18 protein-coding genes are annotated in these 23,540 nt (G+C 74.6%); 8 read left to right on the forward strand and 10 right to left on the reverse strand.

The genetic code is table 11. The annotated features are described in order from the left end of the window. Positions 1 to 72: 72 nt before the first annotated feature. From MF406_RS05975 to MF406_RS05985, 3 genes are all read right to left on the reverse strand, one after another. Complete coding sequence (locus tag MF406_RS05975) at positions 73 to 933, reverse strand: glycine betaine ABC transporter substrate-binding protein (RefSeq protein WP_242897045.1); 861 nt, start codon at positions 931 to 933, stop codon at positions 73 to 75. Between the two features lie 276 nt (positions 934 to 1,209). Then, positions 1,210 to 2,079: a proline/glycine betaine ABC transporter permease gene (locus MF406_RS05980; protein ID WP_242897046.1), complete on the reverse strand. Its 870-nt coding sequence runs from the start codon at positions 2,077 to 2,079 to the stop codon at positions 1,210 to 1,212. After that, a complete protein-coding gene (locus MF406_RS05985) occupies positions 2,076 to 3,467 on the reverse strand; it encodes a glycine betaine/L-proline ABC transporter ATP-binding protein (RefSeq protein ID WP_242897047.1) in 1,392 nt (463 codons plus the stop codon). Before MF406_RS05985 ends, MF406_RS05980 begins: the two co-directional genes overlap by 4 nt. Before the next feature lie 557 nt (positions 3,468 to 4,024). Between MF406_RS05985 and MF406_RS05990 the strand changes: the two genes are divergently transcribed. The 3 genes from MF406_RS05990 to MF406_RS06000 are packed head-to-tail and all read left to right on the forward strand — an operon-like array spanning position 4,025 to position 9,215. Beyond that, positions 4,025 to 4,912 (forward strand): metalloregulator ArsR/SmtB family transcription factor, encoded by an 888-nt coding sequence (locus tag MF406_RS05990; protein WP_242897048.1) that lies wholly within the window; start codon positions 4,025 to 4,027, stop codon positions 4,910 to 4,912. Continuing rightward, positions 4,909 to 6,228, forward strand: a complete 1,320-nt coding sequence (locus MF406_RS05995) for a hypothetical protein (RefSeq protein ID WP_242897049.1) — start codon at positions 4,909 to 4,911, stop codon at positions 6,226 to 6,228. Before MF406_RS05990 ends, MF406_RS05995 begins: the two co-directional genes overlap by 4 nt. Further along, positions 6,225 to 9,215: a multicopper oxidase domain-containing protein gene (locus tag MF406_RS06000; RefSeq protein ID WP_242897050.1), complete on the forward strand. Its 2,991-nt coding sequence runs from the start codon at positions 6,225 to 6,227 to the stop codon at positions 9,213 to 9,215. Before MF406_RS05995 ends, MF406_RS06000 begins: the two co-directional genes overlap by 4 nt. A 73-nt stretch (positions 9,216 to 9,288) precedes the next feature. Here the strand turns inward: MF406_RS06000 and MF406_RS06005 are convergent, their stop codons facing one another. From MF406_RS06005 to MF406_RS06015, 3 genes are all read right to left on the reverse strand, one after another. After that, complete coding sequence (locus MF406_RS06005; RefSeq protein WP_242897051.1) at positions 9,289 to 9,927, reverse strand: GNAT family N-acetyltransferase; 639 nt, start codon at positions 9,925 to 9,927, stop codon at positions 9,289 to 9,291. A 150-nt stretch (positions 9,928 to 10,077) separates the two neighbouring features. Beyond that, positions 10,078 to 10,614: an rRNA adenine N-6-methyltransferase family protein gene (locus tag MF406_RS06010; RefSeq protein ID WP_242897052.1), complete on the reverse strand. Its 537-nt coding sequence runs from the start codon at positions 10,612 to 10,614 to the stop codon at positions 10,078 to 10,080. An 83-nt stretch (positions 10,615 to 10,697) separates the two neighbouring features. Beyond that, on the reverse strand, positions 10,698 to 12,164 hold the full coding sequence (locus tag MF406_RS06015) for a helix-turn-helix transcriptional regulator (protein WP_242897053.1): 1,467 nt from the start codon (positions 12,162 to 12,164) through the stop codon (positions 10,698 to 10,700). 129 nt (positions 12,165 to 12,293) lie between these two features. On the opposite strand from MF406_RS06015, the gene aceA reads away from it, so the two are divergent. The 5 genes from aceA (at position 12,294) to MF406_RS06040 (ending at position 17,435) form a co-directional block, all read left to right on the forward strand. Beyond that, the gene (gene aceA, locus MF406_RS06020; protein WP_242897054.1) at positions 12,294 to 13,646 is read left to right on the forward strand and encodes an isocitrate lyase; all 1,353 of its coding nucleotides are present in this window, start codon (positions 12,294 to 12,296) and stop codon (positions 13,644 to 13,646) included. A 17-nt stretch (positions 13,647 to 13,663) separates the two neighbouring features. Next, positions 13,664 to 15,442, forward strand: coding sequence for a malate synthase (locus MF406_RS06025; RefSeq protein ID WP_242897055.1), 1,779 nt, complete (start codon positions 13,664 to 13,666; stop codon positions 15,440 to 15,442). A gap of 131 nt (positions 15,443 to 15,573) precedes the next feature. Next, positions 15,574 to 16,806 carry a cytochrome P450 gene (locus MF406_RS06030; protein WP_242897056.1) on the forward strand — a complete coding sequence of 411 codons (1,233 nt, stop codon included), beginning with the start codon at positions 15,574 to 15,576 and terminating at the stop codon, positions 16,804 to 16,806. Between the two features lie 93 nt (positions 16,807 to 16,899). Then, on the forward strand, positions 16,900 to 17,130 hold the full coding sequence (locus MF406_RS06035; RefSeq protein ID WP_242897057.1) for an Arc family DNA-binding protein: 231 nt from the start codon (positions 16,900 to 16,902) through the stop codon (positions 17,128 to 17,130). Positions 17,131 to 17,204: 74 nt separating this feature from the next. Next, positions 17,205 to 17,435 carry a type II toxin-antitoxin system HicB family antitoxin gene (locus MF406_RS06040; RefSeq protein WP_242897058.1) on the forward strand — a complete coding sequence of 77 codons (231 nt, stop codon included), beginning with the start codon at positions 17,205 to 17,207 and terminating at the stop codon, positions 17,433 to 17,435. A gap of 257 nt (positions 17,436 to 17,692) precedes the next feature. Here the strand turns inward: MF406_RS06040 and MF406_RS06045 are convergent, their stop codons facing one another. The 4 genes from MF406_RS06045 to MF406_RS06060 are packed head-to-tail and all read right to left on the reverse strand — an operon-like array spanning position 17,693 to position 23,389. Continuing rightward, the gene (locus MF406_RS06045) at positions 17,693 to 19,882 is read right to left on the reverse strand and encodes a glycoside hydrolase family 3 C-terminal domain-containing protein (protein ID WP_242897059.1); all 2,190 of its coding nucleotides are present in this window, start codon (positions 19,880 to 19,882) and stop codon (positions 17,693 to 17,695) included. After that, a complete protein-coding gene (locus MF406_RS06050) occupies positions 19,836 to 20,966 on the reverse strand; it encodes a zinc-binding dehydrogenase (protein ID WP_242897060.1) in 1,131 nt (376 codons plus the stop codon). Before MF406_RS06050 ends, MF406_RS06045 begins: the two co-directional genes overlap by 47 nt. After that, positions 20,963 to 22,180, reverse strand: coding sequence for a D-mannonate dehydratase ManD (gene manD, locus MF406_RS06055; RefSeq protein WP_305852992.1), 1,218 nt, complete (start codon positions 22,178 to 22,180; stop codon positions 20,963 to 20,965). The genes MF406_RS06050 and manD overlap by 4 nt, the downstream gene beginning before the upstream one ends. Positions 22,181 to 22,207: 27 nt before the next feature. Continuing rightward, positions 22,208 to 23,389, reverse strand: a complete 1,182-nt coding sequence (locus tag MF406_RS06060; RefSeq protein WP_242897062.1) for an ROK family transcriptional regulator — start codon at positions 23,387 to 23,389, stop codon at positions 22,208 to 22,210. Between the last annotated feature and the right edge of the window lie 151 nt (positions 23,390 to 23,540).

A 23,540-nucleotide genomic window follows, 5' to 3' on the forward strand; every position in this document is an offset into this window, starting at 1 on the left:
CCGACGGCGGCCGAGGCTCGATCGAGCCCCGGCCGCACCGACCGAGCCGGGCGGGGCCCCGGCCGCTGCTATTCAGCCCGTGATCTCCGAGACGACGTCCGGGTGGTCCTCCAGCCAGGTATCCACGGCGGCGTCGTTGTCCTCCCCACCCATCTCGTTGAACATCACGTTCTCGAGGGAGTGCAGGTCGTCGCTGGACAGGCGGAACTTCCCGATCCACTCCGCGACCTCCGGGTGGTCCTCGGCGAAGCCGGACCGGCCCATGGTCTTGAGCTCCTCGGCCTGGCCCAGGGTGCCCTCGGGGTCCGCCAGGTCCTTGATCGGGTAGGCGTCGTAGGCCCAGTGCGGGCGCCACAGCGTGACGGCGACGTTGTCCCCGGACTGCATCGCGGAGTCGAGCTCGGCCAGCATGGCGGGGGTGGAGGAGATGACGTAGTCCATGCCCTCCAGCCCGTAGGTGGGGATCACCTTGTCCTGGGTGGCCTCGGTCAGACCCGCGCCCGCCTCGATGCCGACCAGCCGGTTGCCGAACAGGTCGGCGTTGTCGGCCAGCTCCTCCAGGGAGTCGACGGGGGCGTCCTCGTTCACCGCGACCGTCAGCACGGCCTCGTCGTTCCAGGTGCCCAGGTCCTCGAGCTGGTCCCCGTACTTCTCCATGTAGGAGGCGTGGGTCAGCGGGAGCCAGGTGTCGAAGTTGACGTCGTAGTCGCCCTCGGCGAGCGCGGTGAAGACGACCCCGGCGTCGGCCGTCTCGAGTTCCACCTCGTAGCCGTTCTCCTCCAGGATGTGCTTCCACAGATGGGACACGGCGATGCCCTCGTCCCAGCCGGAGTGGACGCCGACGGTGATCTTCTCGTCGTCGCTGCCCGAGCAGGCGGTGAGCGTGAGGGCGAGGGCGGTGGTGGTCGCGAGCAGGGCTGCGCGACGTCGCATGTGCTGCATTCGTCTTCCTTCCGTGGGCGCGGGTGCGCCCGTCAGGGCTGCCGAGCGGCAGCCGGGTGCGTGGTGACTGGTACGTGGTGAGCCGGGCAGGTCGGGGCGTGGCTCGGGGCAGGCCATGGCGCGGACGTGCCGCGGCGGCGGGGCCTGCGGGCGCGCGCCGAGCGCGCGCGCAAGGCGACCGCCGGGCAGCCGCGCGCCACGCGCTGCCCGGCAACCGCCGGCGGGCCGGCCGGCCCGGTGGCGGCGGTCCTCGCCGTCGCCGGACGGTCAGGCGTTCGCGGCCCGCAGCTTCTGCACCCGGGCGACCGGCGCCCGGTCGCCCAGCGCCGCGGTGACGCGGTCGAGGAACATGGCGAGGATGACCACCGCCAGCCCCGCCTCGAAGCCGAGGCCGATGTCCACCCGCTGCAGGGCCTGCACGACGTCCTGCCCCAGACCCTCGGCGCCGACCATGCCGGAGATGACCACCATGGACAGCGCCAGCATGATCACCTGGTTGACGCCGGCCATGATCGTCGGCAGCGCGAGCGGCAGCTGGACCTGGCGCAGGATGCGCCCCGGGGTGGACCCGAACGCGTGCGCCGCCTCGACCACCTCCTGGTCCACCTGCCGGATCCCGAGCTCGGTGAACCGCACCCCGGGCGCCAGGGCGAAGATGATCGTCGCCACCAGCCCGGGGACCTCCCCGACCCGGAACAGCACGACGGCGGGGATGAGGTAGACGAACGCGGGCATGGTCTGCATGAAGTCCAGCACCGGCCGCACGACGGCGGAGACGCTGCCGCTGCGGGCCGCCCAGATCCCCACGGGCACGGCGATCAGCAGGGCGATGACGCTGGCCACGAGGACCAGGGCCAAGGAGGCCATGGCGTTGTCCCACTGGTCCACGCCGGCGATGACGGCGAAGCCGAGGAGGCTGCCGACGGCGAGCCTCCAGCCCTTCGCGGCGAGGGCGAGGACGGCCAGGACGACGGCCACCACCCAGAACGGCGGCGCGGACAGCAGGGCATAGAGCGGGTCGTAGGCCAGCTCGAGGAGGGCGCGGACGAGGTCGAAGAACCCGTCCAGGGCGTCGGTCAGCCAGCCGACGGCAGTGTCGGCCCAGTCACCGAGGGGAAGCCGGACGGCGGGGCTCATCGGCGGCCCCCTTCCGACGACGGCCGGGCGCCCGGGGCGGCGGCCACCGGTGTGCGGGTGTCTGGTGTGCCCAGCTGGGCGGTGGTGGCGCCGGCGGTGGCCGGGCCGCCGTCGGCCGGCGTGCCGCCGGTGGGCCCGGTGCGGTCGGCCGGGGTGCCGCTGCCCGGACCGCGGCCGCCGTCGGCAGGCGCGGCCGCCTGGTCGGCCGCCGGGGTGGGCGCCATGGCCTCCAGCAGGGCGACCCGCGGGACGACCCCGGTGAGCCGGCCGTCGCCGTCGACCACCGCGAGCGGCAGCTGGGCCTCGGCCGCCGGGGCGAACACCTCGGCGATCGGCGCGTCCGGCCGGACCGCGGAGGTGTCCGGGTGCACCAGGCCGTCCAGGGTCTCCCGCCCGGCGCGGTGCGCGGCGAGGAGCTCGTCGTCGTAGACCGAGCCGAGCAGGACCCGGCGCCGGTCGAGGACGTACGCCGCGCTGGCCTGAGCCTCGCGCAGCGCGCGCAGGGCGACGGCGGGCCCGCCGCCGGCCGGCACGGTGACCGCCGGCCGGACCATCACCGAGGCGGCGGTGATCACCCGGGAGCGGTCGACGTCGGCGACGAACTGGGCGACGTAGTCGTCGGCGGGCGCGGAGAGGATCTGCTCGGCGGTGCCGACCTGGACGATCCGGCCGTCGCGCATGACGGCGATGCGGTCCCCGAGGTACATCGCCTCGTTGAGGTCGTGGGTGATGAAGACGATCGTCTTGCCCAGGCTCGCCTGGAGCTCGACCAGCTGGTCCTGCATCTCCCGGCGGATGAGCGGGTCGAGCGCGGAGAAGGCCTCGTCCATCAGGAGGATGTCGGTGTCCGCGGCCAGCGCGCGGGCCAGCCCCACCCGCTGGCGCATCCCGCCGGAGAGCTCGGCGGGCAGGGAGTCCTCCCAGCCGGCCAGGCCGGTGAGCCCCAGCGCCCGCGCCGCCCGCTCGTGCCGCTCGGCCCGGCCGACGCCCTGGATCTCCAGGGGGTAGGCGGCGTTGTCGAGCACGCTGCGGTGCGGCAGCAGGGCGAAGTGCTGGAAGACCATGGAGACCCGCCGGCGCCGGATCTGCCGGAGCTCGGCGGGGGAGACCGAGCCCAGGTCGGCGTCGCCGACGGTGATCGTCCCGGCCGTGGGGGTCAGCAGGCCGTTGAGCATCCGGATCAGGGTGGACTTGCCGGAGCCCGACAGGCCCATGACGACGAACGTCTCGCCGGGCCGGACCTCGAAGGAGGCGTCGATGACGGCGGCCGTGCCCAGCGGGCGGACGTCCTCCCGGCTCTGCCCGCTGCGCAGCCGCCGGACGGCTTCCTCCGACCGGCGGCCGAAGACCTTGTAGACGTGCTCGGCGCGGATGGCGCTCACACTCACCTCGTGATCTGCTCGGGCGCGCCGAGGCCCGAGGGCCGCTCGGCGCGCGGTGGATCGCGGGCCGCGGGGGCGGCCGGGTGCGGGACGGTCCCGCACCGGACGACGGCGCCGCCGGCCACCTCGCAGCCGCGGCCCGGCGTGGTCGGCCGGGGCGCTGGCGAGGTTCGGGCAGCCGTCGCAGCGCGATCGGCGAAAAATCGGACGACCCACCATGGCACCGATCGGGGACCAGTCAAGCTGCCGGGGGCCGCCCGGCCGGGATGGGCGGGGGTTGCCGGTCGGCGGTTATCCCCATGACCGTGCGGATAGGTCCTCCTCCGACGGCGGCCGGGATCGTTACCGATCTGTGATGCGGCTGGCCCCGGCAGTCGGCGGACGCGTGGGAACCGAAGTGGCGGGTCTCACGTTCGCCGGTCCGCGCTGGTCCGGACGTTGGCCACGCACTCAACGTCGTGCTCGCGCCGGGCCTGCCCGGCGAGCGCCGAGCACGGGGCGGTCTATGCGGCGTGGGCCGGAGGTCCTAGCCCCCGCGGCCACTTATTTGTACGGTGTCTCTGGTGAGTAAGTTGGGTCCGCTGCCCGCCCGCACCGACCGGCGGGCGCAGCTGTCCGCCCCGCGCCGTGCCGTGCTCGACCTCCTCGTCGAACGGCAGTCGCTCACCGTCGCCCAGGTGGCCCAGGAGCTGGGCCAGCACCCGAACACCGTCCGCGAGCACCTCGAGGCGCTCGACCGCGCCGGCCTCGCCCGCCGGGACAGCCTGCCGCCGGCCGGGCGCGGCCGGCCGGCCTCGGTGTACAGCTACACCCCCGCGGCGTCCTTCTCCAGCCCCGAGTACGCCGTGCTGGCGCGGGTGCTGGTCACCTACCTGGCGCGCGCCTTCCCGGACGGCCCGGCGCTGCGCCGCCACGCCCGGGAGGCGGGGCGCTCCTGGGGCCGGGCGATCGTGGAGCGCGACCGGGGCCTCGACGGCGGACACCAGCCCGGGCGACCCGCCTCCACCGGAGCCGGGTCGTCAGGCGAGGGGACGACCGGCGGCGCGCCCGGCGGTACGCCCAGTCCTCGCCCCGGCAATGGGCGCACCGACGCGTCGCGCGCCCCCGGCCCCGCCCCGGAGCCGGCGGAGGCGGCACGGCTGCGGCGCGCCGCCGTCGACCGGCTCGGCGCCCTGCTGGACCGCGCCGGATTCGAGCCGGCCGCGGAGCACGACGACGCCCGCAGCCGTCTGCGGCTGCACCGCTGCCCTGTGCTCGACCTGGCCAAGGACCGGCCAGAGGTAGTGTGCAGCGCCCACCTCGGCATGGCGCGGGAGATCCTGGCCACCACCGGCATCACTCCCGGGCAGGTCAGCCTGGGCGCCTTCGTCGAGCCCGGCGCGTGTGTCCTGCAGGTCACGAGCGAGCCGGCCGGCGGCGGGGACGACGCGGTCCGGGTCGGGCCGGCATGAGCAGCGAGCCGCCGGCGGGCGGACCGGTCCTTCAGCGCACCGGCGCCGAGGCAGGTGCCGGTCCCGCGGACCGACCCGGCGCCCGGCCGGTTGCCGGCCCCGCCGCCCACGGCCCCGCCGCCCACGGGCCCGCGGACCACGCCGCCGCCACCGGCCCTGCCGCCCGCGGCCACGCCGCCGCCACCGGCCCCACCACGGGCGCGCCCGCCCGGCCGCTGCGCACCCGCACCGGCGTCCGCCTCGCCCTGCTGCTGCCCGGCGGCGTCGCCCTGCTCCTCGGCCTCGACGCCGGGCTCGGCCTGCTCGGGCTGCCGCAGGTCCTCGGCCCGGCGCTCGGCCTGACGCGGCTGCCCGACGTGCACGGCCCGCTCATGGCGCTCGGGTTCGTCGGCACGGTCATCTCCCTCGAGCGTGCCGTCGCCCTCGGCGCCGTCTGGGGCTACGCCGCCCCGGCCGTCTCCGGCCTGGCCGTCCTCGCGCTCGTCGGGCCGCTGCCGATCCTGGTCGGCCAGGGCCTGCTCGTCGTCGCCCAGGTCCTCCTCCTGCTGCTCTACCGCAGCCTCCTCGCCCGGCAGCCCACCGCCGCGGTCACCGTCCAGGTGCTCGGCGCCGTCGCCGCCCTGGGTGCCGCGGTGCTGTGGGCCGGCGGCGTCCCGGTGCCCTACCTCGCCCCGTGGCTGGCGACCTACCTGGTGCTGACCATCCTCGGCGAGCGGCTCGAGCTCGCCCGGCTCCAGGCGCTCTCCCCGGCCGCCGCCCGGACCGCCATGGGCCTGGCGGTGGCGCTGCTCGGCGGGGCGGTCCTCACCCTCCTCGCCCCGGCCGCCGGGTTCACCCTCAGCGGCCTGAGCCTGCTCGCCGTCGCCGGCTGGCTCGCCGTCCGCGACGTCGCCCGCCGCACCGTCACGGCCACCGGCCTGCCCCGGTTCATCGCCGCCTGCCTGCTCGCCGGCTACGCCTGGCTCGCCGTCGCCGGCGGCATCTGGGCGCTCGCCGGCCCGGTGACCGCCGGGCGCGGGTACGACGCCGCCCTGCACGCCGTCATGCTCGGCTTCGTCGTCTCGATGGTCATGGCGCACGCCCCGGTCATCCTCCCGGCCGTGCTGCGCCGGCCGCTGCCCTACCGCCCCGTCATGTACGCCCCCGCCGCCCTGCTCCACCTCGGCCTGCTCTTCCGGGTGGCCGTCGGCGACGCCCGCGACCTCGAGTGGGCCGTGCAGGCCGGCGGTGTGGGCAACGTCCTCGCCCTGCTCGCCTTCGTCGCCCTCGCCGTCTGGTCGGTGGCGACGGCGCCCCGCCCCGGAGGTCGCGCGTGACCATCCCGCTCGGTCCGCCGGCCCCCCGCGGCGGTGACGCCCAGGCCCATGCCGGCGAGCCCGCCGCCGGCACGCCGGCGCCCGCGGCCCGGACCGCGGGACCCGCTGCCCGGACCGCCGGGCCCGCCGTCGACGGCACCCGGACCGCCGGGCCCGCCGTCGACGGCGCCCGCACCGCCGGCCCCGCCGGCGGCGCCGCCCGCCCCGCGGGCGGCCCAGGAGGCCCGCCGCCCCGCGGCCTGGACCGGCGCACCTGGCACGTGCGCGCCAACGCCGTCGTGGTGGCCTGGTTCCTCGCCGCCTTCGTCGTGGCCGTCGCGCACCGCTGGGTGCCGGGGTCCACCTGGCTCCTCACCCACCTGATGCTGCTCGGCGCGGTGACCTCCGCGATCCTGATCTGGTCCAGCCACTTCGCCGACACCCTGCTCGCCCGCCCCGCCCCGGGCGGGCAGCGGTTCATGGTGGCGCGCCTGGCCGCGCACAACGTCGGCGCGGTCGCGGTCATCGCCGGCGTCTCGACCGGGCAGGACGTGCTCACCACCGCCGGCGGCGCGGCGGTGGCGGCGGTCGGCCTGACCCACGGCGTGGTGATCCTGCGGCAGCGGCGCGGGGCAGTCATGGCCCGCTTCGGCGCGTTGTCCCTGTACTACGTGGCCGCCGTCGTCGCCCTGGCGATCGGCGCCGGGTTCGGGGTCCGGCTGGCGGGGCCGAGCACCGACGCGACGGCGCAGGCCGGGACGTACGTCGGGCACGTGGGCACGATGCTGCTGGGCTTCGTCGGCCTGACCGTGCTCGGCACCCTGGTGGTGCTCTGGCCGACCATGCTGCGCACGAAGATGGTGCCCGGCGCGCCGCTGGCCGCCGGCCGGGCGCTCTGGGTCCTCGGCGGCGCGGTGCTGCTGGTGGCCGCCGGGGCGCTGGTCCGGGTGGCGCCGGTGGTGCTGGCCGGGACGCTCGGCTACCTGGTCGGCCTGGGTCTGCTGGTCCGGCCGATGGTGACGATCGCCCGGACCAAGCCGCCGCGCTCCTTCGCCACCCTCTCCGCGGCGGCCGCCGTCGCCTGGCTGGCGCTGTGCGTGCTCACCCTCGGCGTCACGGTGGTCGCCGCGCCCGACTGGCCCACCGCCGTCGAGCGGCTCGGCGTGCTGCGGGCGCCGTTCGCCGTGGGCTTCGCCGGTCAGGTCCTGCTCGGCGCGCTCAGCTACCTCGCGCCGGTGATGCTCGGCGGCGGGCCCTCCGTGGTGCGCGCGGTGACCGCGGAGATGGACCGGGCCGCCGTCGCCCGCGTGGTCGCCCTCAACCTGTGCCTGGTGCTGTTCGTGGCCCCGGTGCCGTCCCTGGTCCGGGTCACGACGTCGCTGCTCGGGCTGGCCGTGCTGACCACTTTCCTCGTGCTGCTCGCCCGGGCGGTCCTGGCCCGCGGGCGCACGCTGCGCCAGCGGTCCGGGGACGTGCTGACCACGGACATCCCGACCGGGCCGCCGGCGGTGCGCCGCCGGCTGGGCGGGCCCTGGGGGGTGGGTGCGGTCGCGCTCGCGGTGGTGCTCGGGGTGGCCGGGGACCCGGCCGCCGCGGGGCTGGGGGCCGGCACGGCGGCCGCCGACGTCCCCGCGACCGGGGAGACCACCACGGTGGAGGTGGGCGTGTCCGGGATGCGGTTCACCCCGGCGGTCATCGAGGTGCCCGCCGGGAACGAGCTCGTCATCGAGCTGACCAACACCGGCAGCGACGTCCACGACCTGGTGCTGGAGACCGGGGCGACCAGCGGCCGGCTCAGCGTGGGGGAGTCCGCCACGGTCGACGTCGGGGTGGTCGGCCGGGACCTGGACGGCTGGTGCTCGGTGGCCGGGCACCGGCAGATGGGGATGACGCTCCAGGTGGTCGCGGTGGGTGCGGCCGGCGGGGCGGCCGACGGCGCGGGTGCGGCTGACGGTGCGGGTGGCGCAGGCGACGCGGGTGCGGCCGCCGATTACGGCGCGGGTGCGGCCGCCGGCGGTGCGGCCGACGGCGGGGCCCATGCCGGGCACGACTCCGGGGGCGGCGACGACGGTGACGGCTCCACGGGTGGCGACGGCACCCGGGCCGACGGCGCGGCCCGGCTGGTGGACCTGCAGGCCGAGCCGGGCGAGGGCTTCGTCGCCCACGACCCGGTCCTGCCGCCCGCCCCGGCCGCCGAGGTGCACGAGGTGACCCTGACGGTCGGCGAGGTGGCCGCGGAGGTGGCGCCCGGCGTCGTCCAGGAGCGGTGGGCCTACGACGGCGCCGCACCCGGCCCGACCCTGCGCGGGAAGGTGGGCGACGTCTTCGAGGTCACCCTGGTCAACGACGGCAGCATCGGGCACTCCATCGACTTCCACGCCGGCGCGCTGGCCCCGGACGGCCCGATGCGCACCATCGCGCCCGGGGAGACCCTGACCTACCGCTTCACCGCCGCCCGCAGCGGGATCTGGCTCTACCACTGCTCGACGATGCCGATGTCGATGCACCTGGCCAACGGCATGTTCGGCGCGGTGATCATCGACCCGCCGACCCTGGAGCCGGTGGACCGCGAGTACGTGCTCGTCCAGTCCGAGGTCTACCTCGGCGACGTCGGCGGCCCCGCCGACGCGGCCAAGATCGCCGCGGAGGACCCGGACCTGGTGGTCTTCAACGGCTACGCCAACCAGTACGACCACCAGCGGCTGGCGGCGCGGGCGGGGGAGACCGTCCGGGTCTGGGTGCTGGCCGCCGGGCCGAGCCGGGGCAGCTCCTTCCACGTGGTGGGCGGGCAGTTCGAGACGGTCTACACCGAGGGCAGGTACCTCCTCGGTGGGCCGGACGGCGCCGGCGGGGACCCCACGGGCGGCGCGCAGGTGCTGCCGCTGACGGCGGCGCAGGGCGGGTTCGTCGAGCTGACCTTCCCCGAGGCCGGCAGCTACCCCTTCGTCAGCCACTCCTTCGTCGACGCCGAGCGCGGCGCGCACGGGTTCTTCGCGGTGACCGAGTAAAGAGCCGACGCTGCGCCCCGGGTTCAAGGTGACCAGCCGAGGCGTGGTGCACGGCTCGCCCGCATGCTGCCGGTCAGACCGGGCGGCCGGCGCCGGGAGGGCGGATCATCGCCCATGTCGTCGGCCCGGCCGGCAGCGGCACCTGCGCCGTCACCTCGAAACCGAGCCGGGCGTAGAACCGCACGTTGTCCGGCAGGGAGGTCTCCAGGTACGCGACGACCCCTTCCGCCGCCGCGGCCTGGAGCCCTGGCGCGAGGACTGCCCGGCCGAGCCCGCGGCCCTGGGCCGCGGGGCGGACGCCGACCGTCCCGAGGAACCAGGTCGGCTCCGCCGGCCGGTGCGGCGCCAGGGCGTCCTCGGCGGCTGCCGCCTGCGCGGCGCGGTCCCCGGCGAGCCGCGCCAGCTCGGGGCCGAGGGCGGTGGCGGCCTCGGTCATCGGGCCGGTGGAGCGGGGGGTCGTCCAGACCGCCACGGCGCTGACGTCCTCGCTCACCCAGACGCGCCCGTGCGGCAGGCCGACCCGCTCGAGGAGCAGCCGCTGGCTCTGCGCCAGCCGGTCCGGGTAACCGTCGGCCTGGATGGTGTAGCGGGTGAAGGGGTACTCGGCGAAGGCGAGCCGGAGGGTCGTGACGGCGCGGTCGACGTCGTCCGGGCGGGCGGCGCGTACGGGCGGCCGGGCCCCGGCGGTCGGCGGCCGCAGGTTGTCGCTCATCGCCCTCGAGGCTATCGGCCGTCCCCATCGCCGGCGGCCGCCCTCGCCAGCCGCTCTGCCTCGCCGCCGGCCGCCCTCGACAACCGCTCTGCCTCGCCGCCGGCCGCCCCGTTCGCCCTCGCCAGCCGCGCGTCGCCGTCGCCGGCTCCGTCAGCGCCCCCGGGCGCGGCCGCGTCGGACCTGCAGGACGAGCGCGTCGACGCTCGGGGCCGGGCTGAAGGCGTGGCGGGGCACCGGCCTGCCGGCGTCGACGGTGAAGCGCGGGTGCCGCCGGCGGGCGGCGGCGATGTTGCGGGCGGTATCGCGGCGGAGCACCAGGTCGGCGCTGAGGAGCAGGTCGGCCCCCAGGAGCTGCGTCACCAGCGGCCGGGCCAGGTGGAACGGCGGGTTCGCCACGACCCGGAAGGGGCGAGCCGGCAGGCGCAGGTCGCGCAGGTCCGCCTCGACGACGACGAGGTCCCGGCCGGCGAACCGGTGCCGCAGCGCCGCGGCCCGGCCGCGGTGCTGCTCCACGGCCAGCACGCGTGCCCCGCGCGCGAGCAGCGGTGCGGTGAGCGCGCCGTCCCCGGCGCCGAGGTCGAGGACGGTGTCGCCCCGGGCCACGCCGGCGTCCTCGACGACGGCGCGGGCCCAGTCAGGCCTGAGCCGGAAGTAGCTCCACCGAGAGCGCGGGGGCGCGCCGGACACGACGCACCTGGACCAGGAACATAGCCATGGCCTGGACCGTAGGCGCCGCCGCGGTAGTAGGCCAGGCATTTTCGGCCGGGGCCCTACCGCACGACGGCATCCTCGATGCTGTGCCGGTCGAGGAACTCGTAGACCTCGGTGTCGTCCACCCCCGGGAACGTGCCGGGCGGGAGGGCGGCGAGCAGGTGGGAGTGCGCCCGGGCGCTGGGCCAGGCGTACGCCGCCCAGCGCGCCGCCAGGTCCGCCGCCGGGCGCCGGCAGCAGGCGGGGTCCGGGCAGCTGGACCGGGCCCGCACGTCCGTCTCCCGGCCCTGGAACCACTTGGCCTGGGCGAACGGCACGCCGACGTCGATGGCGAAGTCGCCGTCGGCGGTGCGCTCCACGTGCGTGGTGCACCAGTACGTCCCGCGGCCCATGTCCGTGTACTGGTAGTGGGTGGCGTACCGGTCCGGGTTGTGGAAGACCGCCCGGGAGGCCCAGTACCGGCACACCGTCTGCCCCTCGATGGCGCCGGTGACGTCGGTGGGGAAGGTGACGTCGTCGTTCTCGTAGGCCTTGTAGATCACCCCGTCCTCGCCGACCCGGAGGAAGTGCACCGGCAGGTCCAGGTGCTCGGTGGCCAGGTTGGTGAACCGGTGCGCGGCGGTCTCGTAGGAGACCGCGAAGACGTCGCGCAGGTCGTCGATGGCCAGGGCCTTGTTCGCCTTGGCCTCGCGCAGGAACGCCACCGCCGGCTCCTCGGGCACGAGCAGGGCGGCGGCGAAGTAGTTGGCCTCGACCCGCTGGCGCAGGAAGTCGGCGTACCCGGTGGGGTCGGCGTGCTCGAGGGCGAAGTGCCCGAGGGTCTGCAGCACGATGGTGCTCGGGTCGTGCCCGCCGCGGCTGCTCACCGGCAGGTAGATCCGGCGGTGGCGCAGGTCGGCGATGGAGCGGGTCGAGCGGGGCAGGTCCGCGGCGCGGTGCAGGGTGAAGCCCAGGTGGGTGGTGACCGCCCGGACGCCGCGCTCGGTGAGCGGGCCGCCGTCGTGCCCGACGGCGCGGGAGATCGCCGAGGCGAGGGTCTCGATGGTGCCGAAGTAGTTGTGCCGCTCCCGCATCTTCTGCCGCAGCGCGGCGTTGGCCCGGCGGGCGGCCTCGGGGGTGGCGGCCTGGACGGCGACCCGCCGGGCCAGCTCCTCGTGCAGCCCGACCAGGGCCTCCAGCACCTCGTCGGGCAGGCGGGCGCCCGGCCGGACCTCCGGCAGCCCGAGCGCCCGGTACGGCGCGCGGGCCTGCGCCTCGGCCAGCGCCAGCTCCAGCGCGGCGCGGCGGCTGGGCGGCTCCGGCCGCATCAGGTCCGCCACCGAGGACCCCAGCTCGGCGGCGATCGCGGCGAGCAGCGCCAGCCGCGGCTCGCGCCGGCCGTTCTCGATCTGGGACAGGAGCGACGGCGCCCGGTCCACCCGCGCGGCCAGCTCGGCCAGGGTCAGGCCCCGGGCCTGCCGCGCGTGCCGGACCCGGCGACCCAGGGTGGCCAGGTCGACGGCGGGCTCGGTCGTCGTCGTCACCATCTTTCCTCCTGGTGAAGATCAGCAGAACTTCACCCAGGGTAGCCCTCCCTGTGGTGCAGGTCACGGACGGAAGGTGCTGTCACGACGACGCACCCGCGAGGATGCCCCCGCACCGAAGGAGCAGCGAGCATGACCACCACGCCGACCCGCCCCGCCACCCCCGCCGGCACCGGCACGACCACCCGGACGGACGCCCGGCCGCCCGCCGAGCGGATCCGGGAGGAGGCCGAGGCGCTGGCCCGGACCTGGGAGACCGACCCGCGGTGGGCCGGCATCACCCGCACCTACTCCGCGGAGGAGGTGGTCCGGCTGCGCGGCAGCGTCCGGGAGGAGCACACCCTGGCCCGGCGCGGCGCCGAGCGGCTGTGGGACCTCCTCACCTCCACCGACTACGTCGCCGCACTCGGCGCGATGACCGGCAACCAGGCGGTGCAGATGGTCCGCGCCGGCCTGCAGGCCATCTACCTCTCCGGCTGGCAGGTCGCCGGGGACGCCAACACCGCCGGCGAGACCTACCCCGACCAGTCCCTCTACCCGGTGGACTCGGTGCCCACCGTGGTGCGCCGGATCAACAACGCGCTGCGCCGCGCCGACCAGATCACCTTCGCCGAGGGCAGCGACCCCGGCTTCGACTGGTTCGCGCCCATCGTCGCCGACGCCGAGGCCGGCTTCGGCGGCCCGCTCAACGCCTACGAGCTCGCCCGGGCAATGATCAACGCCGGCGCCGCCGGCATCCACTACGAGGACCAGCTGGCCGCGGAGAAGAAGTGCGGCCACCTCGGCGGCAAGGTCCTGGTGCCGACCCGCCAGCACGTGCGGACCCTCAGCGCCGCCCGGCTCGCGGCCGACGTCGCCGACGTCCCGACGGTCATCGTGGCGCGCACCGACGCCCTCGGCGCCAACCTCATCACCTCCGACGTCGACCCCACCGACCGGCCCTTCCTCACCGGCGAGCGCACCGCCGAGGGCTTCTACCGCACCACCCCCGGGCCCGAGCCGGTCATCGCCCGGGTGCTCGAGTACGCCAGGTACGCCGACCTGCTCTGGGTGGAGACCGCCACCCCCGACCTCGACCTGGCCCGGCGGGTGGCCGAGGCGGTCCACGAGCGCTTCCCGGGGAAGATGCTCGCCTACAACTGCTCGCCGTCGTTCAACTGGCGCGCGCACCTGGACGAGGACCAGATCGCCGCGTTCCAGCGCGAGCTCGGCGCGCTGGGCTACAAGTTCCAGTTCATCACCCTGGCCGGCTTCCACCAGCTCAGCTACGGCATGTTCGATCTCGCCCGCGGCTACGCCGCCCGGGGGATGAGCGCCTACGTCGAGCTCCAGCAGAAGGAGCTGGCCGCCGAGGCCGACGGCTACACCGCCACCCGGCACCAGCGCGAGGTCGGGGCCGGCTACTTCGACCTCCTCGCCACCACCATCAACCCCGACTCGGCGACCCTCGCGCTGCGCGGGTCCACCGAGGAGCAGCAGTTCTGAGCGGAAGGGACCGTGCCATGACCACCACCACCCCCACCGGGCCGCGGCTGGCCGTCGCCCCGCCGCGGCGGGACGCGGCCGGACCGCTGCGGGTGCTCGCCCCCGGCGCGCCGGCGACGGCGCCCGGTGCGCCCGACGACCCCGGGTCGGCGGCCCCTCCGGTCGAGGTCCGCGCCGCGGTGCCCGGCGCGGCGCAGGTGCTCACCGGCCCCGCGCTGGACTTCCTCGCCGACCTGCACACCCGGTTCGCCGGGCGCCGGGCCGAGCTCCTCGCCGCCCGGCACGAGCGGCGCCAGCGCCTGGTCACCGGCGCCCTGCCGGACTTCCTGCCGGAGACCGCGCCCATCCGCGCCGACCGCAGCTGGCAGGTGGCGCCGCCGCCGCCGGGCCTGGTGGACCGCCGGGTGGAGATCACCGCGCCGCCCGACCGGCGCTCCGCGGCCGCGGCCCTTCGCTCCGGCGCGCAGGTCTGGGTGGCCGACCTGGCGGACGGCACCGCCCCGCACCTGGCCGCCGTCGTCGCGGGCCAGACCGTCCTGCACGACGTCGTCCGCGGCCAGGCCGTCATGCACGACGCCGTCCGGGGCCTTGCCGCCGACGCGCCGGCGGGGACGCCGACCGGCGACGCGCCCGCGGGGGCGCCGACCGGCGGCCCGCCGGCTGCGCCCGCCGCGCCCACCGTCGTCCTCCGCCCGCGCGGCTGGCACCTGGTGGAGAAGCACCTGCGGGTCGACGGCGAGCCCATGGTGGGCGCCCTGGTGGACGCGGGCCTGTACCTCTTCCACAACGCCGCCGAGCTCCTCGCCCGCGGCACCGGCCCCTATCTCTCCCTGCCGGCCCTGGAGAACCACCTCGAGGCCCGGCTCTGGCGGGACGTCTTCGTCGCCGCCGAGGACGCGCTGGGCCTGCCGCGCGGGAGCGTGCGGGCCACCGCCACGATCGAGACGGTCATGGCGGCGTTCGAGATGGAGGAGATCCTCTACGAGCTGCGCGAGCACTCCGCCGGGCTCTCCCTGGGCCGGCCGGAGGCCTACCTGTTCTCCGTGATCAAGAAGTTCCGCGACGGCGGCCCCGCCTGGGTCCTGCCGGACTGGACCGAAACGACGGTGGCGCCGTTCCTCCGGGCCCGCACCGAGCTGCTCGTGCGCACCTGCCACAAGCGCGGCGCGCACGCCATCGGCGCCACGACCGCCGTCGTCCCCACCGAGGGCCCCGCCGGCGCGGAGGTGATTACCGAGGTCCGCGCGCAGAAGCAGCGGGAGGCCGACGCCGGCCTGGACGGCTCCGGCGTCGCCGACCCGGGGCTGGTCGGCGTCGTCGCGGACGTCTTCACCGGGGTCCTCGGCACCCGCCCGCACCAGCTCTGGCGGACCCGCGAGGAGGTGCACGTCACCGCCCGGGACCTGCTCGCCGTCGGCACGGCGCCCGGCCGGATCACGCGGGACGGGCTGCGGACCAACGTCGCCGTGGCGCTGCGCTACCTCCAGGCCTGGCTCGGCGGCCGCGGCACGGTCCCCCTCGCGGGACTGGCGGCGGACACGGCGACGGCGGAGGTGTGCCGGGCGCAGGTGTGGCAGTGGGTGCGGACCGGCGCCCGGACGGCCGACGGCGCGGTGGTCACCGCGGACCTGGTGGCGCAGGTGCTCGCCGAGGAGGTCGCGGCGGCCACCCGGGACGCCGACGGCGAGGCCGACCGCCAGCATGTCGCGGCCGCCGCCGACCTCGTCGCCGAGGTGGCGCTGGGGGAGGAGTTCCCGACCTTCCTCACCCTCCCGGCCTACGCCCGGTGGGTCTGACGGCGGGTCGCGGCCCGGGACCGGGGCAGCCGCTGGGCGAGGCGGACCGGCCCGCCCTGATGGCGCCCCGGTCCCACCCCGCCTACGGTCGGAGCAGGCCACGGCCCGTCCCCGACCGAAGGAGCAGGCAGATGATTCCCACCCTCCGGACCCCGGACAGCTCCCTGGACCTGGTCCGCAACGGCTACCGCTTCGTCTCCCGGCACGCCGACCGGCTCGGGGTCGACTCCTTCCGCACCCGCCTGCTGCTGCGGCCGGTCCTGTGCATCCGGGGCGGCGCGGCCGCCCGGTTCTTCTACGAGGGCGGGCGGTTCGACCGCACCGGCTCGATGCCGGTCTCGGTGGTCCACCTCCTGCAGGACCTGGGCAGCGTGCAGACGCTCGAGGGTGAGGCCCACCGGCACCGCAAGCAGGGCTTCGTCGACGTCCTCATCGGCGAGGCCGCGCTCCAGGGGTTCGCCGAGCAGGCCCGGGAGGAGATCGAGCGGGCGGTCGACGGCTGGCGCGGCCGCGGGCCGGTCACCATGCACGAGGAGCTGCCCCCGGTGCTGACCCGGCTGGCGATGCGGTGGGCCGGCGTCCCCGCGGCGTTCGCCGACCTGGACGTCCGCGGCCCGGAGCTGTGGGACATGGTCGAGCAGGCCGGCACGTTCGGCCCGCTCAACTGGATCGCCCGCGCCCGCCGGCTGCGGACGGAGCGGTGGGCCCGCGAGCTCATCGCGGGGGTGCGGGCGGGCACCGTCCCCGTCGCCGACGACGTCCCGCTGCGGCGGGTCGCCGACTGGACGACGCCGCAGGGCACGCCGCTGCCGCTCGACATCGCCGCGGTGGAGCTGCTCAACCTCCTGCGCCCGATCGTCGCCGTCGCGCTCTTCATCGAGTTCGCCCTGCTGGCGATGGTCCGCGAGCCCGTCGACCGCCAAGCCCTGGCCGCCGACCCCAGCGCGACCCAGGACTTCGTCACCGAGGTGCGGCGGTACGCCCCGTTCTTCCCCGTCATCGCCGGCCGGACGCAGCACGAGCTCAGCTGGGAGGGGGAGGTGCTGCCCGAGCGCAGCTGGGTCCTGCTGGACCTCTACGGCACCAACCACGACCCGCGGCTGTGGCCCGAGCCGGACCGGTTCGACCCGGGCCGCTACGCCCGCGGCGACGGCGACGCGCGCACCATCGTCGCTCAGGGCTTCGGCGACTACGTCACCGACCACCGCTGCCCGGGGGAGCCGGCCACTGTCCGGATCATGGCCGAGGCCACCCGGGTGCTCGCCGCGGCCGCGTGGGAGCCCGTCCCCGGGCAGGACCTGCGGGTCCGGTTCGCCAGCCTGCCGGCGCACGTCCGCAGCGGCCTGGTCCTGCGCTTCACCTGACCGCCTGACGCTTCACTGGCGCGCCGCTACTGGTGGATGATTGCGCTCGTCGCACTTACCGGCATCGTGAGGCCGTTAGCGGAGGTGACTGTCGTGGAGCAGATCCTGATCCGCGGCCTGCCCGCGGGTACCAAGGAAGCGCTGCGCGCGCGGGCCGAGCGTCATCACCGTTCCGTCGAGTCAGAGGCGCACGAGATCCTCGTCGACGCTCTCGAGCACGACGAACCCGTCACGATCGTCGACCTGCTGAGCGGGGACGGGGGTAGCGACGTCGGGTTCGAGCCCCGGCGGCTCGGACTGACCGCGCGGACCGCAGAGCTGTGAGTTGGGCCCTGGACACCGAGGTGGCACCGGCCGCGCGACGGCGCGTCTGGGCGCAGTGGTGCCAGACTGGAACCATGAAGCGGATAGACCTCCGAGACGTCCCTGACGACGTCTACGCCGCCCTTGTCGCGGCGGCCGAGGACAGCCGGCAGTCGCTCAACGCGTTCGTCGTCGACCGACTCTCCGAGGTTGCCCAGGCAGTTCGCGTCGCCGATTACGTGGCTTCCTACCCGACTCCAGAGGGGACCGGCGTGACCATAGACGATGCCGTCTCTGCCGTCCGGGAGGTGCGCGAGGCCTCGTGAGCCTCGTCGTCGTCGACGCCTCCGTCCTTGTCGCGTTCCATGTCGCCGACGAGCCACGCCGCGCTCTCGTCGCGGAGCGCCTGAGCGCGGGCGACGCGCTCTTCTCGCCCGCGCACCTAGACGCGGAAGATCGTGTCGGCGCTGCGCGGCTTAGCTCGGAACACCCCACGGCTCGACAGTCTCGGTTCGGGGGGAACCAACCCGACGAGAAGGACCCGGTGGAGAGACCGGGCAGACCGGCAGGTCCCGCACACCCTTCACCCGAATGCCGCGCTTCCTTGCCCTCGAAAACCGCCAAGAGCCCGCCAGGGAACCGCGTCGACGGTTCCAGGCTGCGCATGGTGTCGTGCGTCGCTTCGGCCTGCTTCGTCCTGGTCGTACGGGTCGAATTTGTGGCGCCCCTGGAGTGCAAGTCCCAGATCCGTATCCTCCGTGAGGGCCGGGATCCGCGGGTCGTCGGGCAGCTCGATCGACGCGCTCAGACGGACGTCACGGGATGAGGCGCCCACTTCGATCACGAAGGTGCCGCCATCGCGGCGCCAGAGGGCGTCGACGACGTCGTACCAGGCGAAGTCCCGGTTGTTTAGATCCAGGACCACCCGACTGGACTCTCCCGGCTCGAGGTACACCTTCGCGAAGCCTCGCAACTCGCGAACCGGTCGCCGCACGGTCGCCTCGGTGTCGCCGACGTAGAGCTGGGCCACCTCCGCCCCGGCGCGGCGCCCGGTGTTCGTCACGGTGAAGGCCACTGTCACCGCACCGGTTGTGGTGTCGATGACCTCGACCGCCAGGTCGCTGTACTCGAAGGTTGTGTAGGAGAAGCCGTGCCCGAACGGGTAGCTCACGGTCAGGTCCAGCGCGTCGTACCAGCGGTACCCGATGAAGACGCCCTCCCCGTAGCGGACCTCACCCCGTTCACCGGGGAACGTCGCGAACCCGGGGCTGTCCTCCAGACGCACCGGCATGGTCTCAGAGAGTCGTCCGGAAGGGTTGACCGCGCCGAAGAGGACGTCGACAACGCCGGGTCCGCCCGCCTGCCCGGAGAACCAGCCGTGGACGAGTCCGTTGACCGACTCGTGCCAGGGCTCCACGCGGAGAACGGAACCGTTGACCAAGACCACGACCGTCGGCGTGCCCGTGAGGGTAACGGCGTCGAGGACGCGCAGCTGGTTGTCAGGGACGTCGATCGTTGCCCGGTCGTAGCCCTCGGACTCGGTGCCGTCGGTCTGGCCGAGGAAGACGACGGCGACGTCCGCCTCCGCCGCCGCGGCCGCGGCCTCGGACTCGAGCGCTTCGTCGCGCGCCGAGTCGGTTAAGGAGAAGCCAGGTGCATAAGCCACAGATCCGGCGACCGCCTGGAACGCCTCGAGCGCCGTCTCGACACGGGTGGGGTTGACGAGCGCCGACCCGCCACCTTGCATCCGGGGCTCGGCGGCGTAGCGCCCGACCACTGCGACGGTCCCGGAGCCCGGTGACAGCGGCAACACACCGTCGTTGCGCAGGACGACCGTGCCGGCGGCCGCTGCTTCGCGGGCGAGCGCGTGGTGCGCGTCGATCTCCTCCCGGCTGAGCGGGATGCCGCGCTCGGTCGACGCGGCCCGGGCGAGCAGCTCCAGGACACGCCGGACCGACCTGTCCAGGACGGACTGCTCCAGCCGACCCGAGCGCACGGCGTGGGCCAAGGCGCTCACCTCCCGACCCGGCGTGAAGTCCATCTCGAGGTCCGTGCCGGCCGCGACCGCAGCCACTCGGTCGTGCACCGCGCCCCAGTCGGAGATCACTGTGCCGGCATAGCCGTACTCCTCGCGCAGCACAGTGGTGAGCAACCACGCGTCCTGGGCCGCGAAGACGCCGTTGACCCGGTTGTAGGAGTTCATGATCGTCCAAGGTTCGGCGTCGCGGACGACCCGCTCGGTCACCGCCCCGTAGATCTCGCGGAAGGTGCGCTCGTCCACCTCGACGGACACCCAGTGGCGGAAGGTCTCCTGGTTGTTCAGCGCGAACGGCTTGAGTGACGCGCCGACGCCCTGGCTCTGCACGCCGCGGATGTATGCCACGGCGAGCTCGCCGGTGAGCCGGGGATCCTCGGAGAAATTCTCGAAGTTGCGGCCGTTGAGCGGCGTGCGCTTCATCGTCAGGCCGGGCCCGAGGAGCACCGCGACGTCTTGGGCGGAGGCCTCACGCCCGAGCGCGGCACCAACCCGGTGCACGAGGTCACGGTCCCAGGTCGCTCCCAGGCACGACTGGGTCGGGAAGCACGTGGCCGGCAGGGAGACCAGCGGCGCCGTCTCTCGGCGAATGCCGTGGGGACCGTCCGCGAACCAGATCGATGTGATGCCGAGCCGTTCGACCGGCGTGCTCTCCCACGGCGCGGAGCCAGAGAGCAAGGCAGCCTTCTCCTCAATGGTGAGTTCGTCGATCAGGCGGTCGACGTCGGACGGGCTCATCTGCGGACCTTTCCGGTGTGGGATGATTGGCTGTGTCGGGGTTGTCGTCCGGGCCCGCGTGGACGAGGACCTTTACCACGCCGGCGAGCGGGTCTTCCAGCAGCTCGAAGGCATGGTTCGTGCGGGCCAACGGCACGGTGTGGGTGATCAGCGGCTCGGCATCGACCTGCCGGTCCGCCAGCAGGCCAACAGCGGGGACGACGTCGTCGTCCCACATATGCGCCGCGCTGCCCCGGACGGTCTTCTCACGAAGGACGACGTCGAGGACGTCGATCGGGTCGGCCGCCGGTGTGACACCAAGGGCGACCGTGACCCCTCCCGGCGCCAGCAGGGCCACGGCTTCGGCGGCGGATCCGGCTTGCCCGGCGCACTCCAGGACGACATCCGGGGCGCCGCCCAGGGCGCTCTCGGCCAGGCTCGCGCGCTCGTCGACACCGTCGGCCCAGACGGCTAGCGCTCCCCACGCCTCGGCGAGCCGACGGCGGTGCTCGCTCGGCTCGATGACCGTGACGGCGCCGGCCCCTGTCGCGAGAGCCACCTGGGCGCAGAGCAGCCCGACGGTCCCGCCGCCGAGGACGGCGATCCGATCTCGATCTCCGAGACCTGAGGCGCGCACCGCGCGTACCGCGACCGCTAGCGGCTCGGCCAGCGCCGCGTGCCGGAGGTCCATCCCGTCCGGGACGGGCACGAGCCGGTCCGCGCGAGCCAGGACGAACTCGGCCAGGCCGCCGTCGACGTGCTGGCCGGTGACGACGAGGTTCGGGCACAGTCCTTCCTGGTGGCGGTTGCACCACTGGCAGCGCCCACAGCCGGTCACGACGTCGACGACGACTCGTGTGCCTGTCGGTGGACCGCTCCCGTCGGCGGCAGCGCGGTCGACGACACCGGCGATCTCGTGTCCCAGCACGCGCGGTGCTCGCGCGACGACAGGACCTTCCAGGTACTCCTCGAGGTCGCTGCCGCACAGCCCGACCCAGTGAACCCGGACGAGCGCCTGACCGGGGGACGGTTCCGGTACCGGCAGCACCGTGAGGCGGACGTCCCGCGTGCCGTGCCACACGGCGGCATTCATGACGGAGCTCACCAGTCCCACACCGTCCCGTCGACGGTTCGGGCCACGGGCAGGTAGGCCGGCTCGTAAGGGAACCGTTCGGCGGCGACGAGGTCGACCTCGACACCGAGGCCAGGCTCGTCGCCCGGGTGCAGGTAGCCGTCGGCGTAGGTGTAGGCGGTCCGAAAGACCTCATGCGCCTCACCCGGGTGCCCCATGTACTCCTGGATGGCGACGTTGTGCGTCGAGAGGGCGAGGTGCAGCGATGCCGCAAGGTTGATGGGGGAGAGGTCGGACGGCCCGTGCGGGGCGGCACGGACACCGTGGAGAGCTGCGAGGTCGGCGATCCTGCGCACATGGGACAGGCCGCCGGCGTGGGTGACCGCGGCGCGGATGTAGTCGATGCTGCCGCGAACCAGCAACTCCTGGCAGTCCCAGATAGTCGTGAACGTCTCGCCGATCGCCAACGGCGTCGTGCTGTGCTGTCGCACGAGGTCGAGTGCGTGGTGGTTCTCGGCGGGGGTGACGTCCTCCAACCAGAAGAGCCGTATCGGCTCGACGTCCTTGGCCAGCCGCGCTGCCTCGACCGGGGTGAGCCGGTGGTGCACGTCGTGCAGCAGGTCGACATCGGGTCCGACGTGATCGCGGATGGCGGCGAGCGCTCCAGGAGCGTGCCGCAGGTACGGCGCACCGGCCCACCTCTCCACGAGAGGGCCCCGCCCGCGCCCGGCCGGCTCGTAGGCGGCCGCACCGAGGTGGACGCCGTACACCGCGTCCAGACCGGGCACACCGAACTGCACCCGCACGGCACGGAATCCTTCCGCGAGCCGGCGGTCGACCGAGGCGACGAGCTCGCCGTGATCCCACCCGAAGGCGTGTGCGTAGGCGTACACGCCTTCGCGAACCGCGCCCCCGAGGAGCTGGTAGACCGGGAGCCCGGCGGCCTTGCCCTTGAGGTCCCACAAAGCCGTGTCGACGGCGCCTATCGCCGCCATGGTCACCGGACCACGTCTCCAGTACGCGCCTCGGTACAGGTACTGCCAGGTGTCCTCGACCCGATGGGCGTCTCGACCTACCAGGAGGGGAACGACGTGGTCGCGCAGGTAGCTCGCCACGGCGAGCTCTCGTCCGTTGAGCGTCGCGTCGCCCCAGCCGACGAGGCCGTCCTCGGTCGTGACTCGCAGCAGCACGTAATTTCGACCAGGGCTCGTCACGACGACGTCTGCGGAACTGATCATCGAGCCCATGGCTCCTCCGGGGTGGTTCAGGCTGGGTCAGTTCAGGACGAAGGCGGTCGGCCGCGGGGTGAACGCGTGGTCCAGGACGAGCGAGGCGGCACCGATCGCGCCGACGTCCTCGCCGAGTGCCGTACCGGCGACGGTCAGTGCGCCCAGGTCGCCGCGCACCAGGCCTTCCCGCACCAGGTTGGACACCTCATCGAGCCAGTACGGTGCCAACAGTGTCCAGGTGGGGCCGCCGAGGACCAGGATCTCCGTGTCCACCAGGTTGACCAACGTCTTGGCTGTCCGTGCGAGAAAGCCCGCCGACGTTCGGAGCACCTCAAGCGCGGTCGGGTTACCGCCCGCGGCCAGCGCGCTCAGGCGGTTCAGCGCCGCGTCGGCGAGCGCAGGGTCTTCGCTCCCGGAAGTCTCTGGGAGAACCCCCGCGGCCACGGCCTGCGAGACGATCCCGGCCGGGCTCAGCGTCACGCCGACACAACCGCGAGCACCGCAGCTGCACGGCGGTCCGTCGGGCGCGACCATGAGGTGGCCGATGTCACCGGCGTTGCCGGAGACGCCTCGGACCACGTAGTCGTCGACCACGACGCCCGTACCGATGCCCGTGCCGAGGTAGAGGAAGACCGACGTGCGGTAGCCGAGCGATGCTCCGGCCCACCGCTCGCCGACGGCGGCGGCGACGACGTCCTTGTCGAGGAGTACCGGTAGTCCGGTGAGTCGGGTGAGCTGATCGCGCAAGGGCACGTTGCGCCAGCCGGGCAGGTGGGGCGGGTCCAGGACGATGCCCCGCTCGACGTCGATCGGCCCCGGCGAGGCGAACCCGATGCCGGTCAACCGGGTGCGCTCGATGCCTGCATCGTCGACGAGCGAGCGGACCGCCTCGTGGACCTGGGCCAGGACGTCGTCGGGCGCCGCCGCCGTCGGGGTCGCTCGACTCATGTGCCGGATGACATGACCGTGCAGGTTCAACAGGACGAAGGTCATCACGCGAGGATCGAGGTGCACACCGACCGCATAGGCACCGGTCGGGTCGAGGCGCAGGAGGGTGCGGGGTTTACCCATGCCCCCGTCGCGGAGTCGCTCACCCTCCACGATCATCCTGGCGTCGATCATCCGACGCACGATGTTCGAGATCGTCTGAGGCGACAGGCCCGTCGCCTCGACCAACTCCACGCGACTGACGCCGTTCGGGGACCGTCGGATCGTGTCGATCAGCACGGCTTCGTTGAAGTCGCCGATCCGAGCGAGGTTGGTACCCCGCCAGACAGGCCGTGTCCGCCCTTGCACTCCGCCTCCTGTCGTCGCGGGGAGTTGGCACCCCCGGCCGTTCAGCCACTGGCGTCCGTTTTGACCGGAGGTCCTGATCGGC

It is taken from the genome of Georgenia sp. TF02-10 (assembly GCF_022759505.1).
Taxonomy (GTDB): Bacteria; Actinomycetota; Actinomycetes; order Actinomycetales; family Actinomycetaceae; genus TF02-10.